Here is a 14,695-nt window from a genome sequence, read left to right on the forward strand (position 1 = left end):
ATTTCCACCTCCACCGCCGCTTCGTCAACGGTGGAGGCGTGATGTGCTGCCCGCGCAGCGGCTCAGGGGTGGGCGGCCATCACCTGGGCCACGGCGGCCGTCAGGCGCTTGCCATAGGGCACGTGCAGGAACTCGTTGGGGCCGTGCGCATTGCTCTTGGGGCCGAGCACGCCGCAGACCATCATCTGGGCCTTGGGGAAGCCCTTCTGCAGCATGCCCATCAGCGGGATGGTGCCGCCCTGGCCGATGTAGCCGACCTCGGTGTCGAAGTGGCGCAGGCTGGCCTCCGCCACGGCCTTGGACAGCCAGGGCTGCAGGTCCGGCGTGTTCCAGCCCGTGGCACCGTAGGCGCCGGCGCGCCCGTCCGGCACGAAGCTGACCCGGGCGTTGTAGGGCGCGTTGTCTTCCAGCAGGGCCTTGAGCTTCAGTGCGGCCTCGTTGCCGTCGATCAGCGGCGGCAGGCGCAGCGAGAGCTTGAAGGCGGTGAAGGGGCGCAGCACATTGCCGGCATTGCTGATGGGCGGCATGCCGTCCACGCCGGTCACCGACAGCGTCGGGCGCCAGGTGCGGTTGAGCAGTACCTCCAGCGGCTCCGTGGTGACGGGCAGCACCGGGCCGCCGTCCGCGCCGCAGGCCCAGGGCATGCGCTTGTAGACCTCGGCGCCGAGGATGTCGGCCGTGGTCTGGGCCTGCGCGATGCGGTCGGCGGGGATGTCGCAATGGAAGTCGGCCGGCAGCAGGTGGCCGGTCTTGGCGTCTTCCAGGCGGTCCAGCAGCTGGCGCATGATGCGGAAGCTGCTGGGCGCCACGCCGGAGTTGTCACCGCTGTGGATGCCCTCGGTGAGCACCTCCACCTTCAGCGTGCCGGTCACGTTGCCGCGCAGGCTGGTGGTGAGCCAGAGGCGGTCGTAGTCGCCGGCGCCGCTGTCCAGGCAGACCACCAGGCTGACGTTGCCCAGGCGTTCCTTGAGCAGGTCGATGTAGGCGGGGAGGTCGTAGGAGCCGGACTCCTCGCAGGTCTCGATCAGGCCCACGCAGCGCGGGCGCGGGATGCCCTGTCGGTCCAGGGCCATGATGGCGGTCAGCGAGGCGTAGATGGCATAGCCATCATCGGCGCCGCCGCGGCCGTAGAGCTTGCCGTCCTCATACTTGGGCGTCCAGGGGCCGAGGTCGGAGCGCCAGCCGCTGAACTCGGGCTGCTTGTCCAGGTGGCCGTACAGCAGCACGGTGTCCTCGCAGCCCGCCTTGGTGGCCGGCACCTCGAAAAAGATCACCGGCGTGCGGTCGGGAATGCGGATGACCTCCAGCTTGAGCCCCGCCACCTTCTTGCTCTCCACCCAGCTCGCGGCATTGCGCAGCACGGCCTCGATATGGCCGTGGGCCGCCCAGTCCGCATCGAACATGGGGCTCTTGGCCGGAATGGCGATGTAGTCGGTCAGGGCAGGAACGATTTCCTCGTCCCAGACCTGGGCGGCAAACTGCCCCAGGCTGCTGGCTTCGTCGGCCTGCAGGGGCAGGTGGGGGTCACGTGCGTTCATGGCGGTCTCCTGGCGGCGGGTGGCCGCGAAAGTCGAATTTTAGGAGGAGGGCCGCAGACCTGACTTCGGGCATGGGCGCAGAACAGCCCACCTCGCTAGTGATCCCGCGTCGACGAGGCCTGAGGGGATCATGATGCCGAGGCCTACCAACCAGGCTGCGGGCCGGGCTGGGCAGGCGTCGGCGGCGGGCACTCGCTGGTATCGCCGCCAGAGACCTCGTCTATTTGCGCGTCGGTCAACTCAATCGGCTGGGGCGCCGATGGCACCGCCTTCGAATCAGGGCCGAGATGATCGTGCTGAGTTTGCAATGGCCGCTCCTGCGAAAGTCAACAAATGATGCCCAGCCTCAGTGCTTTGAGCGCAGCTTGATACTCGTTTTCGCATTGAAGTTCATGAGCAAGCTCCTTCAGCCGCATTTTCAGCGAGTCCTCGCTGATGCAAAGCAATGTGGCAATTTCTTCGGCTGACTTGCCGTCAAGTGTCCAACTCAGGACGCCAACGTCCTGGACTGAAAGGGGAGCTAAAGCCAAGTCGTCGGGTGGCAGGAACAAGCGGAATGCCGTATCGAGCGCGTGGGCCGCGAAGAGCTGCAACCGAGGAAGCGCATACGCGACATGTCTGGTGTCTGATTCGAGATCACGGTCTGTGTGCACGCACAGCGCGAAGTGACGGCCACCCCTCATATGCGAGCTGACGCTGAGCCCGGATCGCAGACCGTATGCCGAAACCAAATCGTAAATCTCCATGACGCCTTGCGAGCGGTAGTTCTGTGCTCCCCAGGCGATGGGTATGCTGCTTGTCTTGCAGTGCTGCATGACGGGGTCGCGCTTCCAGTAGCTTGGGTCGATGGCATTCCAGTCCGGGTTGCCGATGTTGTCCACGCAGATGAACTCAGTGGTCCCGTCGTCATGATCCACAACCGTCAAGGCATCAACGGTCCTAAATCCCAAGTTCTGCGCAAAACGTGCGATCTCCGCCCGGAATTCGCTTTCACTTTGTGCAGCCAAAACGCCTAGATGGTCGGTGTGCAACATGAATGCAGCCCTGGTCAATTCGCAGGGATTGTGCGTCGGCGAATGCCCCAGGAGATCTGTCACGTTTGGCAGTAGTCACGCGCAGCAACGCCAGGGAGACTCGCGGCCAGACTGGGATTGACGCAGCTCCATGCAGCCTCTCTTGCACGTATCGCCGACCTTGATGAACTGGACCTCCAAGTCCTGGCCGGCGGTCCTGTGGTCGGTCGGGAGCAAGTCGGTACTGAAGTTCGCGCACGTCAGGACCACGCGGCTGACGAGCGTGGAGCAGCGCTCGGGCTGCGCAGCCTACGGCCACACCCTCTGGGCCTGCGTCAACAGCGCGGATGCCATCGGCCTGGGCTGGGACTGGGCGCTGCTGGACTATCCGCCGAACTGCCTGCTCGTGGCTGACGCCATGTCGGTTGCCAGCAACCTGAGGTTTGTCGACGAGGCCATGGAGCGCTACCTCAGCGCGCATCGCTCGGCGGCCCATCTGAACCGGCTGGTGGCCGCGCTGAACTGGCATGCCGAGGTGGCTCGGCAGGCAGGGCTTGCGCTGGATGCCTCGTGAGAGGTGCGGCGCCTAGCGCTGCTCCAGCCAGACCCGCAACCTCTCGAAGACCTGCTGCTGCTCCGGCTCGTTGAAGATCTCGTGGAAGAGCTTCTCGAAGCACTGGCTCTGCACCACGGCCTTGGGGGCGCTGGCGGCGAAGCGGCTGGAGCCGGAGGGGGAGACGCAGCGGTCGGCACCGGCCCACATCAGCAGGGTGGGCAGGGTCCAGTCGGCAGCGCGGGCCAGCACGGCCTCGCCGCCGCGGGAGATCATGGCGGCCAGGGTGGGCGTGATGCGGTTGTGCACCAGCGGGTCCTGCTGATAGGCGCTGACCACGTCCTGGCTGCGCGAGATCCACGCCGGCTTGAGGCCGTTGCCCACGGCCAGGTGCGGCACCAGGGGCAGGGTGGCGGCTAGCAGGCCGCGCTGGAAGGCGCTCGTGTCCACGGCCAGGGCCGGGGAGCTGAGGACCAGGCCGTCCAGGGGGCGGAACCAGGGCGGGGGCGAGCCGGCGCCGGGCAGGCCCCCGGCCGCGAAGCGCGCGGCGATCAGGCCGCCCATGCTGTGGCCCAGCATGATCAGCGGGCCGGCGCCCAGGGTGGCATCGGCCCGTACTTCGTCGATCACCAGGGCCAGGTCTTGCTCGAAGCGGCGGTCGTGGGGCAGGTCGCCGCGGGCGCCGCCGGAGGCGCCATGCCCGCGCTGGTCATGGCCGACCACATGCCAGCCCCAGTGGTTCAGATGGGCGGCCACGTGCTCGTAGCGGCCCACATGCTCGCCCAGGCCGTGAACAATCAGTACCGTGCCTCGGGCCGGCCCCATGCCGGTCTTGTTCCATTGCCGCCAGTGCAGGGGCACGCCATCGTCAGTCTTCAGGGTTCGCATGCGGCGCAGTGTAGGCAGGGCCGGCGGCGGCTCTCCCTGGGGCAAGCCCTGGGAAGCGTGCGCTTTGACCTAGGGGCAGCTCTCCATCTTGTCACCTGCGCGATGGCCGAACGCCCCGGCGGCGCTAGGCTTGGCGGCTTCATCGAGCATGCAAGGATCCCCCATGAGCGCAGCCCACTACTTCGACCTGGACCTGCAGGAGGGCGGCGTGGCCCTGCTGACCCTCAACCAGCCCGAGCGCATGAACACCATGGCGCCGGACTTCTTCCCTGCCCTGCGTGACGCCGTGCAGCGCCTGCATGACGAAGGCCAGGCCCGCGTGCTGGTGATCGCATCCACCGGCAAGCACTTCAGCGCCGGCATGGCCTTGCAGACCTTCGCGGGCCAGGGAGGCCTGCTGGATACGGGCGATGCCCGCGCACGGCTCTCCTTCCAGGATTCCCTGCGCCGCCTGATGGCCTGTTTCACGGTGCTGGACGAGGCGCGCTTCCCGGTGATCTGCGCGGTGCAGGGCGGCTGCATCGGCGGCGCCTTCGACCTGGCGGCGGCCTGCGACATCCGCCTGTGCAGCGCCGACGCCTTCTTCAGCATCCAGGAGACCACCATCGGCATGGCGGCCGACCTGGGCATCCTGCAGCGCCTGCAGGGCCTGATCCCGGCCGGCATGGCCCGCCAGATGGCCTACACCGGCGAGCGCCTGGGCGCCGAGCGCGCGCTGCAGCTGGGCCTGGTCAACGCCATCGCGCCGGATGCGGCCGCGCTGCTTGAGCAGGCCCTGGCCCTGGCGCGGCAGATCGCGCTGAAGTCGCCCCTGGCCATCGCCGGCAGCAAGCTGGCGCTGAACCATGCGCGGGACCACGGCGTGGCCGCTTCGCTGCAGCAGATGAGCCTGCTGCAGAGCGCCCTCTTCGACACCGGCGAAATGGGCCGCGCCATCATGGCCTGGCAGGCCAAGCGCGAGGACGCGGGCTTCGAGGCCCTGAAGCCGGTGGCGCCGCTGCCGCAGGGCTGAGCGCGTTCGGCGAGGCCCTTCAGCCGGCGCGGCCCAGGCGGTCCAGCGCCGCCTCGGCCGCCGCGATGGCGTGGCGGTTGTAGTCCCGCGCATGGGCGCTGCTGAGGCGCGCGTCCTTCAGCACCTGCTCCAGCACGGGCCGTGCCTCGGCCTTGCGATCCTGGGCCAGCAGGAACTGGCCCCAGGCGCTGTGGGTCTCCAGGCCGCTGTGCGTGCGCAGGGCGACCTCGAAGGCGGCCTCGGCTTCCTCGGGATGCACGACCGCCAGCAGCCGGGCCATCAGCAGCGCGAGCTCGCCGCTGTAGCGTTCGGGCTGGTCGGCGAACAGCCGGCGCAGGCTGGCCACGGCCGCGGCCTCCTGGCCCGCGGCGGCCTGGCAGCGCGCCAGTCCGCCCAGCGCGGCGGCGTCATGGGCGAACACACCCTGGGCGCAGGCCTGGAAATGGGGGAGGGCCTCCGCCGCCTGGTCCGCCTCCAGCAGGGCCTGGGCCAGGCGCAGGCGGTTGCCCATGCTGGGCGTCTGCTCCAGGGCCAGGCGCGCTTCGCGCAGCTCCCGCTGGGGATCGATGATCTGCCGCAGCGCGGCGCCGGCCTGGCGTCCCAGGCGGCTGTGGCGCTGCTCGGGGAGGAACTCGGCAAAGAGATAGACCAGGCTGCCCAGGAAGGGGAAGGACAGCAGCACGAACAGCCACACGGTGTTGCGGCCGGTGCGCACGGCGTGCACCGCGAAGAAGATCGCGATGGCGACGTGCAGGATGGCGAGGACAGGCATGGATTCTCCCTGGGGGCAGCCTCGTAGGGGCGCTTGGGGCGGCACTATAGCGAGTGCGCCGCCTGCGGTCTCGCGCTGACGCCCTTCGTCCAGGTGGGCTGGGGGCCCCGTGCGGCCGCCCTTGCGAATGGCATGCGGGCCGAAGGCCCTTAGCATGGCGCAGCGCCTGCAGTCCCGCTGCGGCACCCTCACCGCACTCCGCGCCCTCCATCCCCACTGCCCACGACGCTCATGCTCGGCCCAGATCCCAGGAACCCCCACCCCATGCCCGGCTTTCCCCAGGTGTGCTTCATCAAGAACCAGGTCCGGAACCCGAACATCGAGATCGGGGACTACACCTACTACGACGACCCCGAAGGCGCCGAGAACTTCGAACGCCAGGTGCTCTACCACTTCCCCTTCATCGGCGACCGCCTGGTGATCGGCAAGTTCTGCGCCCTGGCCCGTGGCGTCAGGTTCATCATGAACGGCGCCAACCACAAGACCTCGGGGATCTCGACCTATCCCTTCTTCATCTTCGGCCACGGCTGGGAGCGCGCGGCGCCGCAGCCCGGCGAGCTGCCGTACAAGGGCGACACGGTCATCGGGCACGACGTGTGGATCGGCTACGACGCCCTGATCATGCCGGGCGTGCGCATTGGCAACGGCGCCATCATTCCGGCGCGCTCGGTGGTCACCGGCGATGTGCCGGCGTACACCGTCTACGGCGGCAACCCGGCCCGCCTCATCCGCGAGCGCTTTGCGCCCGAGGTGGTGGCCGAGCTGGAGGCGATCGCCTGGTGGGACTGGCCCATCGAGCTGATCAGCCAGAGCCTGGAGGCCATCACGGGTGGCGACGTAGCGGCCCTGCGGGCGCGTGCGCCACGCTGAACGGGAGCGGGTGACCCAAGCCCTGGAGCCTGGCGCTTGCGGCCGCGACGGGCCTTCTGGCGCTGGAACTGCTCCCTGGCCCGGTTGTTCGTGCGGGCCCGCCGTTCACAGCCACTGCACATCCGCCTTCAGCACCTCGGCGGGGTAGTAGCGCCCCATGATCTGCTGCAGGCGGCCTTCGGCCAGGGCCTGCTCGATCAGGCGGCGCAGGCGGCGCCGGGTCTCGGCATCGAAGGTGCTGGGCGAGAGGTAGGTCCCCACCTCCGACGGCGGCAGACCGCTCAGGCGCTGGAAGCGGAAGTCCTGGGTCGCCCGTGCCTCGCTGCTGCCGTCCTGAAGGGCGGAATGCAGCAAGGTGGGCGGCAGGATCGTGAACTGCACGCGGCCGGCACGCAGCATCTGGCTCAGGGTCTTCAGATCAGCGACGACGTCGACGCGATGCTGCTCCTCCAGCCGGCGCAGCAGGCGTTCGTACTCGCTGCCCCAGGTGTAGCTGCGCACGACCACGGCGCGCCACGCCTTGCGGGCCACCAGGGCCTCGACGCTGGCGGGCAGGGCCTCCGTGCTGGCGCCGAAGGTGATCAGCGTGGGCGTCAGGCGCAGCATGGGCAGGAACTCGGCCTTCTGGTCCCGCTCGGCCGTGCGCGAGGCGGGCAGGAAGAGGTCGGCCTCGCCGGTCTCGAAGAACATGAGGCTCTGCCGGGGCCGGGGCACGACGGGGAAGCTGAAGCTGCAGCCCAGGGCCGGCTCCAGGCTGCGCAGCAGGTCGGGATAGACGCCGCGCACCTGCCCGTCCGGCAGCACCTGCACATTGAAGCCGGTGGGCGCGACGGGCACGACCAGGGCGCGTTCGCAGCGGGCCCGGGCTGCCTGTGCAAAGGCCATGCCCAGCAGCGCGGGACCCAGGCCGCGCAGGAAGCCGCGTCGCGCCGGCATCGCTGTGGCCTCGCCGCTCAGCCTCTGCAGAAGGCGTTGAGCTTGTTGCCGTCCAGATCACGGAAGTAAGCGGCGTAGAAGCCGCCGCCGCGCTGGCCCGGTGCGCCTTCGTCGGTGGCGCCCAGGGCCAGCGCCTTGGCGTGCAGGGCCTGGACCTTCTCCTGGCTGTCCACCGCCAGGGCCACCATCACGCCATTGCCCACGCTGGCGGGCTGGCCGTCGAAGGGGCGCAGCACGCCGAAGCCCGGCTTGTCCATGCTGACGCCCCAGGCGTAGCCGCGCTCGAACTCCATCAGGCGCTTGGCGCCGATCACGGCGAAGAGTTCGTCGTAGAAGGCCGCTGCGCGCGGCAGGTCGTTGGTGCCCAGGGTGGTGTAGCCGATCATGGGGGGCTCCTCGTCTCTCGATGACAGTGAATCCTGGGCGAAGCCTACACGCTGGCGTCCGTGCTGCGGGAGTGGCTTGACGGGAATCAAGGACATCATCCCCCAAGGATGCGACCGTGAGGGTTTGATGACAGCCCCGGAGTCCAGGATGAGTACTCGCAGCCGCGCCACCAGCACCCCCGCCCAGGCCCTCAATGGCAGCCAGGCGCCCAAGCCCCGCCGTGCCCGGGCCGGTGACACCAGCGGCAGCGGCGACGCCCAGCGCATCGCCCGCCAGGTGGTGACGGACCGTCTGCAGGCTGCACAGGCCCGCGAGCTGGAAGCGCTGAAGGATGTGGCACAGGCGGCATCCCCCGGCGGCAGCCTGGCCAGCTCGGTGAAGAGCCTGCTGGCCGGCGCCTCGCCGGATGACGCGCAGTCCCTGCGCCAGGCCCTGCTGGCGGAGCTGCAGGAGCTGCCTGGCGTCGGGCGCAATCCGGACGACGAGCTCTCGCCCAACTGGCGCCGCGGCGGCTACCCGTACAAGAACCTGATGTCCCGCAAGGCCTACGAGAAGCAGAAGTACCGCCTGCAGGTGGAGCTGCTGAAGCTGCAGGCCTGGGTGAAGGCCACCGGGGCCAAGGTGGTCATCCTCTTCGAAGGGCGGGACGCGGCCGGCAAGGGCGGCACCATCAAGCGCTTCATGGAGCACCTCAACCCCCGTGGCGCCCGCGTGGTGGCCCTGGAGAAGCCCAGCGAGGTCGAGCGCGGCCAGTGGTACTTCCAGCGCTACGTCCAGCATCTGCCCACCGCGGGCGAGATCGTCCTCTTCGACCGCAGCTGGTACAACCGCGCCGGCGTGGAGCGTGTGATGGGCTTCTGCTCCGACGCCGAATACCAGGAGTTCATGCGCCAGGCCCCCGAGTTCGAGCGCAACCTGGCCCGCTCCGGCGTCCACGTGATCAAGTTCTGGTTCTCCGTCAGCCGCGAGGAGCAGCGCCGCCGCTTCAAGGAGCGCCGCGCCCACCCGCTCAAGCAGTGGAAGCTCTCGCCCATCGACCTCGCCTCCCTGGACAAGTGGGACGACTACACCCGCGCCAAGGAGGCCATGTTCTTCCACACCGACATCGCCGAGGCCCCGTGGACCGTGGTGAAGTCCGACTGCAAGAAGCGCGCGCGCCTCAACGCCATGCGCCACGTCCTGCACCAGCTGCCCTATGCCAACAAGGACCTCGACAAGATCGGCCAGCTCGACCCCCTGCTCGTGGGCCGCGCCAACGTGGTCTACGAACGCGGCGAGAACCAGTCCGCCGCTGGTCCTGGCAAGACCTGACCCCGATCCTCCTACGCATCACGCCACCCTGCCCCTCACGCGCGGCGCAGCCCGCGCCCCCCTGGAGGGCTGGCGAGGCCAGTCGGGGGGGAACGACCCCACCTCCGCCCCGACGCGCGGCGCAGCCCGCGCCCCCTACGGAGGGCGCTGATCCGGCTCGGCCGGGCAGCCGCGCTCGCCCCCCTGGGGGGGCTGGCGAAGCCAGTAGGGGGGGGCTACCTCTTCAGTTTGAAGACAGCCATCGACGCCATCAGATTCGGCCATTGGCGCACCACGCGCCCGTCCTGCACCCCGAAGCTGTCCAGGATCTCCAGCCGGTTCTTGCGCGCCAGCACCTCGAAGTCGGCATAGGTGCCCACGCGGATGTTGGGCGTGTCGTACCACTCGTAGGGCAGGGTGCGCGTGACGGGCATGCGGCCCGCCAGCACCTGCAGGCGGTTGGGCCAGTGCGCGAAGTTGGGGAAGCTCACGATGCCCACGCGGCCCACGCGCGCCGTCTCGCGCAGCATGGCCTCGGCATTGCGCAGATGCTGGAGGGTCTCCAGCTGCAGCACCACGTCGAAACTCTGGTCCTCGAAAACGGAGAGCCCCTCCTCCAGGTTCAGCTGGATGACGTTGACGCCGCGCCGCGCGCAGGCCAGCACATTGGCGTCCGACAGCTCCACGCCGTAGCCGGTGCAGCCGCGCTTCTCCTGCAGCCAGGCCAGCAGCTCACCGGTGCCGCAGCCCAGGTCCAGCACGCGGGAGCCTTCGGGCACCAGGGCGGCGATGGTCTCGATCAGGGCGGTGCTCATCAGCAGGACTCCTTGGCGATGCGCTCGAAGTAGGCGCGCAGCACGCCGTGGTAGCGGGGATCCTCCAGCAGGAAGGCGTCGTGGCCGTGCGGGGCGTCGATCTCGGCGTAGGAGACGTCGCGGCGGTTGTCCACCAGGGCCTTGACGATCTCGCGCGAGCGGGCCGGCGAGAAGCGCCAGTCGGTCGTGAAGCTGGCCAGCAGGTACTTGCAGCGGCTGCTGGCGAAGGTGCGGGAGAGGTCGCCGCCGTGCTCCCGCGCGGGGTCGAAGTAGTCCAGGGCGCGGGTGATCAGCAGGTAGGTGTTGGCGTCGAAGTACTCGCTGAACTTGTCGCCCTGGTGGCGCAGATAGCTCTCGATCTGGAACTCGATGTCCTGGGTGCTGTAGCCCAGCTCGGCCGCGCGCAGCTCGCGTCCGAACTTCTGCTCCATGACGTCGTCCGACAGATAGGTGATGTGGCCGATCATGCGTGCCACGCGCAGGCCGCGCTTGGGCACCACGCCGTGCTCGTAGAAGAAGCCGCCGTGGAAGTCGGGGTCGGTGACGATGGCGCGGCGGGCGACTTCGTTGAAGGCGATGTTCTGCGCCGACAGGCTGGGTGCGGTCGCGATGGCGATGCAGTGCCGCATGCGCTCCGGGTAGCGCAAGGACCAGTCCAGGGCCTGCATGCCGCCCAGCGATCCACCCAGCACCGCCGCCAGCTGCTTGATGCCCAGGGCGTCGAGCACGCGGGCCTGCGCGTCCACCCAGTCGTGCACCGTGACCACCGGGAAGTCGGCGCCGTAGATGCGGCCGGTGTCGGGGTTGGTGTGCATGGGGCCGGTGGAGCCGAAGCAGGAGCCCAGGTTGTTGATGCCGATGACGAAGAACCTGTCCGTGTCCAGCGGCTTGCCCGGGCCCACGAGGTTGTCCCACCAGCCCTCGCTCCGCTCCTGTCCGGCATAGGTGCCGGCCACATGGTGGCTGGCATTGAGCGCATGGCAGACGAGCACGGCATTGGACTTGTCCGCGTTGAGCTGGCCGTAGGTCTCGTAGACCAGCTCGTAGTCGCGGATCTGCGCGCCGCTGCGCAGGGGCAGGGGCGCCTCGAAGCGCAGGCGCTGGGGCTGCACGTCGCCCACCGAGCTTGGGACCATCTTGGGACTCTCCAAAAGCAAAAACCGGCTCCGCGAAAGCTGCGGACGCCGGTTGCAGGAGCGCCCCTCTTTAGCGGAATTTATTGAGCGCCCGCAATTCGGAACAAATCGGCGCTGTGGCCTGGATTATAGGCCGCCGGGTCCAGACCCGGTGCCGGTGCCGTTCGCCGGCACCAGCCCGATGCGCTGCAGCAGGCGCTGGTGATCGCCCTCGCGCTTGAGCCGTTCGTAGGCCTCCTGCAGGGCCTGGACCTGGCGCTCCTGCAGGTCCGGGCTGCCCACCAGCCAGATCTCGCTCTGGTCATAGCTGGGACCCTCGACCCAGTCCCGCGGGTCCTGGCCCGCCGCGCGTATCGCGCCGATCACCGCGGGGATGGCGCCGTAGAGCAGCGTGGCGCTGCCATCGCCCATGCGGCGCAGGATCTGTTCGTAGTCGGGCTCCTGAGAGACCTGGCGGTAGCCCTGCTTCTGCAGGCTCTCGGTACTGAGGGCGCCACGCAGGGTGAGCACCTTCGATTGGCGCGCCAGGGCTTCGTCGATGCCCTTGGGCCAGCGGCTGCGCAGGCCCATCAGGGCATAGCGCTGGGTGTAGAGCGGCACCAGCCAGCGGTATTGGCCCTCGCGCTCCGGCGTGCGGGCCAGGGGCGCCATCAGCACCTGTCGGCCGGTGCGGGCCATCAGCGTGGCGCGGGCGAAGGGGTAGAAGTGCGGGTGCAGGTCCCAGCCCGTGCGTTCGCAGAGCAGGACGAGGAACTCGCCCAGCGGCCCCGGGGCGTCGCGGCCCTGCGGGCTGATCAGGGAGGGGAAGTCGGCGCTGACCAGCTCCATGGCCCGGGCCGTTCCTGCAGGCAGGGCCAGGGCGAGCCCGCAGGCCAGGCCCAGTTGCAGGGCCGCGGCCCAGGCGCTGCGCCGGCGCTGTCGCGCGTGGGGGTGCGAGTGTGGGCGCGGGCCGGGGAGAGTCGGCGGGAGGGGTGCTGCAGCCATGCCGGAAGGGGTGGACGGGTGGGCAGGAGAGGTTCAGCCTGACCCCATTGGAACCCAGCGCCTGCGATTCCTGCAAGCCGTCCTGCTGCGTCTCGCTCAGTCCTCTCGCTTGGAACTGGGCAGGGCGGCGGCCAGGCCCAGCAGCCCGGCGACCACGAGCACGTACCACAGCGAGAGGCTGCTCTCCAGCCTCAGCACCCCCGCACTGGCAAGCACCAGCAGGGCGGCCGCGCTGCCGGCCAGCAGCAGCAGGGCCGCGCCGGCCACGCGGGTGACCAGCAGGCTCTGGTCCCGACGTGCGGCCATGGCGAAGAGCACGTAGCCCAGCAGGCTGAACAGGGGGAAGAAGACCCACAGCGCCGGCCCCGCGCTGATCGGGGCCAGGTGGAGGGGTTCGGCGAGCAGGGCGGCTCCGGAGAACAGCCCCAACAGCAGCAGGAAGGCGGCGGCGATGCGCATCATGTCGTGGTTCCTTGGTCGGTCTCAGGGCGCCGTGCAAAGGCAGTGCACGGTGGTGGAGAAGGGCTTGCGGCCTTCCAGCAGCTCGCTGGCCATGGCGAGGTCCTGCTGGGGCTGCAGCAGTGCGGGCGGGACCTGGAAGCCCAGCTGGGCGCGCACCGAGGCGGCAATGCCGGGGGCCAGGGTGTCACCGACGCTCTGCAGCAACTTCTCCAGGCGGCCCGGTTCCTTCTCGATGTAGCTGACGCGTGGCTGGCCCTCCAGCTTGGCGCGGCCGGCCGCGGCCTTCACCGCGTCGTCCAGGCTGCCCAGGCGGTCGACCAGGCCGCGTTCCAGGGCCTGCTTGCCGGTCCAGACGCGGCCCTGGGCCACGGCGTCGATCTCGTCGATCTTCTTCTTGCGGGCCGCGGCGGCCTTGCCGGTGAACTCGTCGTAGATGTGCTGGATGCTGCTCTGCACCGCCGAGGCCATGCGCGGATCCAGGCCGGTGCGGAAGTCGTAGCCCTTGCCCAGCCAGGTGGTGGTGTAGCCGGCGGTGTGCAGGTTGAGCTTGTCCATCAGCTTCTCGCCGGTGGGCAGCAGGGCGAAGACGCCGATGGAGCCGGTGATGGTGCCGGCGTCGGCGATCACCTCGTCGGAGGACATGGAGATCCAGTAGCCGCCCGAGGCCGCCACGTCGCCCATGGAGATCACGACCGGCTTGCCGGCCTTCTGCGTCAGCTCCAGCTCGCGGCGGATGACTTCCGAGGCGAAGGCGCTGCCGCCGGGCGAGTTGACGCGCAGGACCACGGCCTTGACCTGATCGTCCTCGCGGGCCTGGCGGATCAGCTCGGCGGTGGAGTCGCCGCCGATGGTGCCGGGCGCGGCCGAGCCGTCCTTGATCTCGCCTTGCGCCACGACCACGCCCACGGCCGGGCCCACGGGCAGGGCCGGCTTCTGGCGGGCCAGGTATTCACCCAGGCCGATGCGGGCGAAGCTGTGGCCCTTGTCGTCACGGGCGCCGCGCTCCATCAGCAGGGCGCGGACCTCGTCGCGGGTCTTGATGCCGTCCACCAGCTTCTGCTGCAGGGCCAGCTTGGCCATGTCGCCGCGCAGGGCCAGCAGGTCCTTGTCGGCCTGCTCGACGCTGCGTGCCAGGCTGCCGGCCTCGAGCTTGCGAGCCTTTTCGATGTCGGCCAGGAAGCCGGCCCAGAGCTCGTTGTAGAGATAGCTCTCGGCTTCCAGCGAGGCCTGCGAGGGGCCGTTGGCGATGTAGGGCTCGCCGGCATTCTTGTAGGTGCCCACGCGCAGCAGGTTGGGGCTGATGCCCACGCGTTCCAGCGCGTCCTTGTAGTACATGCGCTGGCGGCCGAAGCCGTCCAGCAGCACGCCGCCCATGGGATGCACGTAGATCTCGTCCGCCTGGGCCGCGAGGTAGTAGGCGCGCTGGCTGAAGCTGTCGCCATAGGCCAGCACCTTCTTGCCGGCGGCGCGCACGCGCTGCAGCGCGGCCGCCACCTCGTGCAGGCCGGCCAGGCCGGCGCCACTGAAGCCGTCGAGGTCCAGCAGGACCTGGCTGATCTTGGCGTCCTTGCCCGCGGCCTCCAGCACAGCCAGCACGTCGCGCAGGCGCACCTGCTTGGGCTCGACGCCCTGCAGCTGGTTCAGGGCCTGGTCACGAGCCGAGCCGGAGAACTGCTCCACCAGTGGCCCGTTGAAGCTCAGCACCAGGGTGCTTTTGTCGCGCAGCGGCTTGGGGCCGCCGCTGAACAGACCCCAGACCAGTGCGACCAGCAGCAGGAGCAGGATGAGGTTGAACAGCGCACGGCGCATGCCGTCCACCACCCACCAGATCTTCTTCAACAGCCACCAGACGGGTGAGACGAGGGTCTTGATGCCCATGCGATTCCTCCAGGTTGGGCGCGCGCTCGGGCGCGGTTCTCGATGCGCGCCGATTGTGCAGCAAGCCGTCCGCTGTGGCGTGTGCGCAAAGCCACCGCACTGCAGCGTGACAGGCGCGCGCTTTGATGCTGCACTGCAGCCCTGGGGAGGGGCTGCCGGGG

Annotated in this window: 15 protein-coding genes; 4 read left to right on the forward strand and 11 right to left on the reverse strand. The window is 69.3% G+C overall.

Going from position 1 to position 14,695, the window contains the following annotated elements; all coding sequences use genetic code 11:
• Window positions 1–62: 62 nt before the first annotated feature.
• Both ABDJ40_RS17190 and ABDJ40_RS17195 read right to left on the reverse strand, forming a co-directional pair.
• Window positions 63–1,538: a M20 family metallopeptidase gene (locus ABDJ40_RS17190; RefSeq protein WP_269630935.1), complete on the reverse strand. Its 1,476-nt coding sequence runs from the start codon at window positions 1,536–1,538 to the stop codon at window positions 63–65.
• Window positions 1,539–1,864: 326 nt separating this feature from the next.
• The gene (locus ABDJ40_RS17195) at window positions 1,865–2,572 is read right to left on the reverse strand and encodes a helix-turn-helix transcriptional regulator (protein WP_347611595.1); all 708 of its coding nucleotides are present in this window, start codon (window positions 2,570–2,572) and stop codon (window positions 1,865–1,867) included.
• 163 nt (window positions 2,573–2,735) lie between these two features.
• Here ABDJ40_RS17195 and ABDJ40_RS17200 point away from each other — a divergent pair, with 163 nt between their 5' ends.
• Complete coding sequence (locus tag ABDJ40_RS17200; protein WP_347611596.1) at window positions 2,736–3,125, forward strand: DUF4902 domain-containing protein; 390 nt, start codon at window positions 2,736–2,738, stop codon at window positions 3,123–3,125.
• A 12-nt stretch (window positions 3,126–3,137) separates the two neighbouring features.
• Here the strand turns inward: ABDJ40_RS17200 and ABDJ40_RS17205 are convergent, their stop codons facing one another.
• Window positions 3,138–3,992 (reverse strand): alpha/beta hydrolase, encoded by an 855-nt coding sequence (locus ABDJ40_RS17205; RefSeq protein ID WP_347611597.1) that lies wholly within the window; start codon window positions 3,990–3,992, stop codon window positions 3,138–3,140.
• A gap of 163 nt (window positions 3,993–4,155) precedes the next feature.
• On the opposite strand from ABDJ40_RS17205, the gene ABDJ40_RS17210 reads away from it, so the two are divergent.
• Window positions 4,156–5,004, forward strand: coding sequence for an enoyl-CoA hydratase-related protein (locus ABDJ40_RS17210; RefSeq protein ID WP_347611598.1), 849 nt, complete (start codon window positions 4,156–4,158; stop codon window positions 5,002–5,004).
• Window positions 5,005–5,023: 19 nt separating this feature from the next.
• Here ABDJ40_RS17210 and ABDJ40_RS17215 read toward each other — a convergent pair whose 3' ends face one another.
• Window positions 5,024–5,776, reverse strand: coding sequence for a tetratricopeptide repeat protein (locus tag ABDJ40_RS17215; RefSeq protein WP_347611599.1), 753 nt, complete (start codon window positions 5,774–5,776; stop codon window positions 5,024–5,026).
• A 231-nt stretch (window positions 5,777–6,007) separates the two neighbouring features.
• Between ABDJ40_RS17215 and ABDJ40_RS17220 the strand changes: the two genes are divergently transcribed.
• Window positions 6,008–6,646, forward strand: coding sequence for a Vat family streptogramin A O-acetyltransferase (locus ABDJ40_RS17220; RefSeq protein WP_347611600.1), 639 nt, complete (start codon window positions 6,008–6,010; stop codon window positions 6,644–6,646).
• 105 nt (window positions 6,647–6,751) lie between these two features.
• Here ABDJ40_RS17220 and ABDJ40_RS17225 read toward each other — a convergent pair whose 3' ends face one another.
• Together ABDJ40_RS17225 and ABDJ40_RS17230 are read right to left on the reverse strand one after the other, a co-directional pair.
• On the reverse strand, window positions 6,752–7,582 hold the full coding sequence (locus tag ABDJ40_RS17225; RefSeq protein ID WP_347611601.1) for a substrate-binding periplasmic protein: 831 nt from the start codon (window positions 7,580–7,582) through the stop codon (window positions 6,752–6,754).
• 17 nt (window positions 7,583–7,599) lie between these two features.
• Window positions 7,600–7,968 (reverse strand): VOC family protein, encoded by a 369-nt coding sequence (locus ABDJ40_RS17230; protein WP_347611602.1) that lies wholly within the window; start codon window positions 7,966–7,968, stop codon window positions 7,600–7,602.
• Between the two features lie 148 nt (window positions 7,969–8,116).
• On the opposite strand from ABDJ40_RS17230, the gene ppk2 reads away from it, so the two are divergent.
• Window positions 8,117–9,280, forward strand: coding sequence for a polyphosphate kinase 2 (ppk2, locus tag ABDJ40_RS17235; RefSeq protein ID WP_347611603.1), 1,164 nt, complete (start codon window positions 8,117–8,119; stop codon window positions 9,278–9,280).
• Between the two features lie 215 nt (window positions 9,281–9,495).
• Here the strand turns inward: ppk2 and metW are convergent, their stop codons facing one another.
• From metW to sppA, 5 genes are all read right to left on the reverse strand, one after another.
• Window positions 9,496–10,074: a methionine biosynthesis protein MetW gene (gene metW, locus ABDJ40_RS17240; RefSeq protein WP_347611604.1), complete on the reverse strand. Its 579-nt coding sequence runs from the start codon at window positions 10,072–10,074 to the stop codon at window positions 9,496–9,498.
• Window positions 10,074–11,210 (reverse strand): homoserine O-succinyltransferase MetX, encoded by a 1,137-nt coding sequence (gene metX, locus ABDJ40_RS17245; protein ID WP_347611605.1) that lies wholly within the window; start codon window positions 11,208–11,210, stop codon window positions 10,074–10,076. Before metX ends, metW begins: the two co-directional genes overlap by 1 nt.
• Before the next feature lie 126 nt (window positions 11,211–11,336).
• Window positions 11,337–12,194 carry a substrate-binding periplasmic protein gene (locus ABDJ40_RS17250; protein ID WP_347611606.1) on the reverse strand — a complete coding sequence of 286 codons (858 nt, stop codon included), beginning with the start codon at window positions 12,192–12,194 and terminating at the stop codon, window positions 11,337–11,339.
• Between the two features lie 96 nt (window positions 12,195–12,290).
• Window positions 12,291–12,656: a hypothetical protein gene (locus tag ABDJ40_RS17255; RefSeq protein ID WP_347611607.1), complete on the reverse strand. Its 366-nt coding sequence runs from the start codon at window positions 12,654–12,656 to the stop codon at window positions 12,291–12,293.
• A 21-nt stretch (window positions 12,657–12,677) separates the two neighbouring features.
• Window positions 12,678–14,534 carry a signal peptide peptidase SppA gene (sppA, locus tag ABDJ40_RS17260; RefSeq protein WP_347611608.1) on the reverse strand — a complete coding sequence of 619 codons (1,857 nt, stop codon included), beginning with the start codon at window positions 14,532–14,534 and terminating at the stop codon, window positions 12,678–12,680.
• Window positions 14,535–14,695: the final 161 nt, after the last annotated feature.

The organism is Roseateles flavus (genome assembly GCF_039872765.1).
Taxonomy (GTDB): Bacteria; Pseudomonadota; Gammaproteobacteria; order Burkholderiales; family Burkholderiaceae_C; genus Roseateles_B; species Roseateles_B flavus.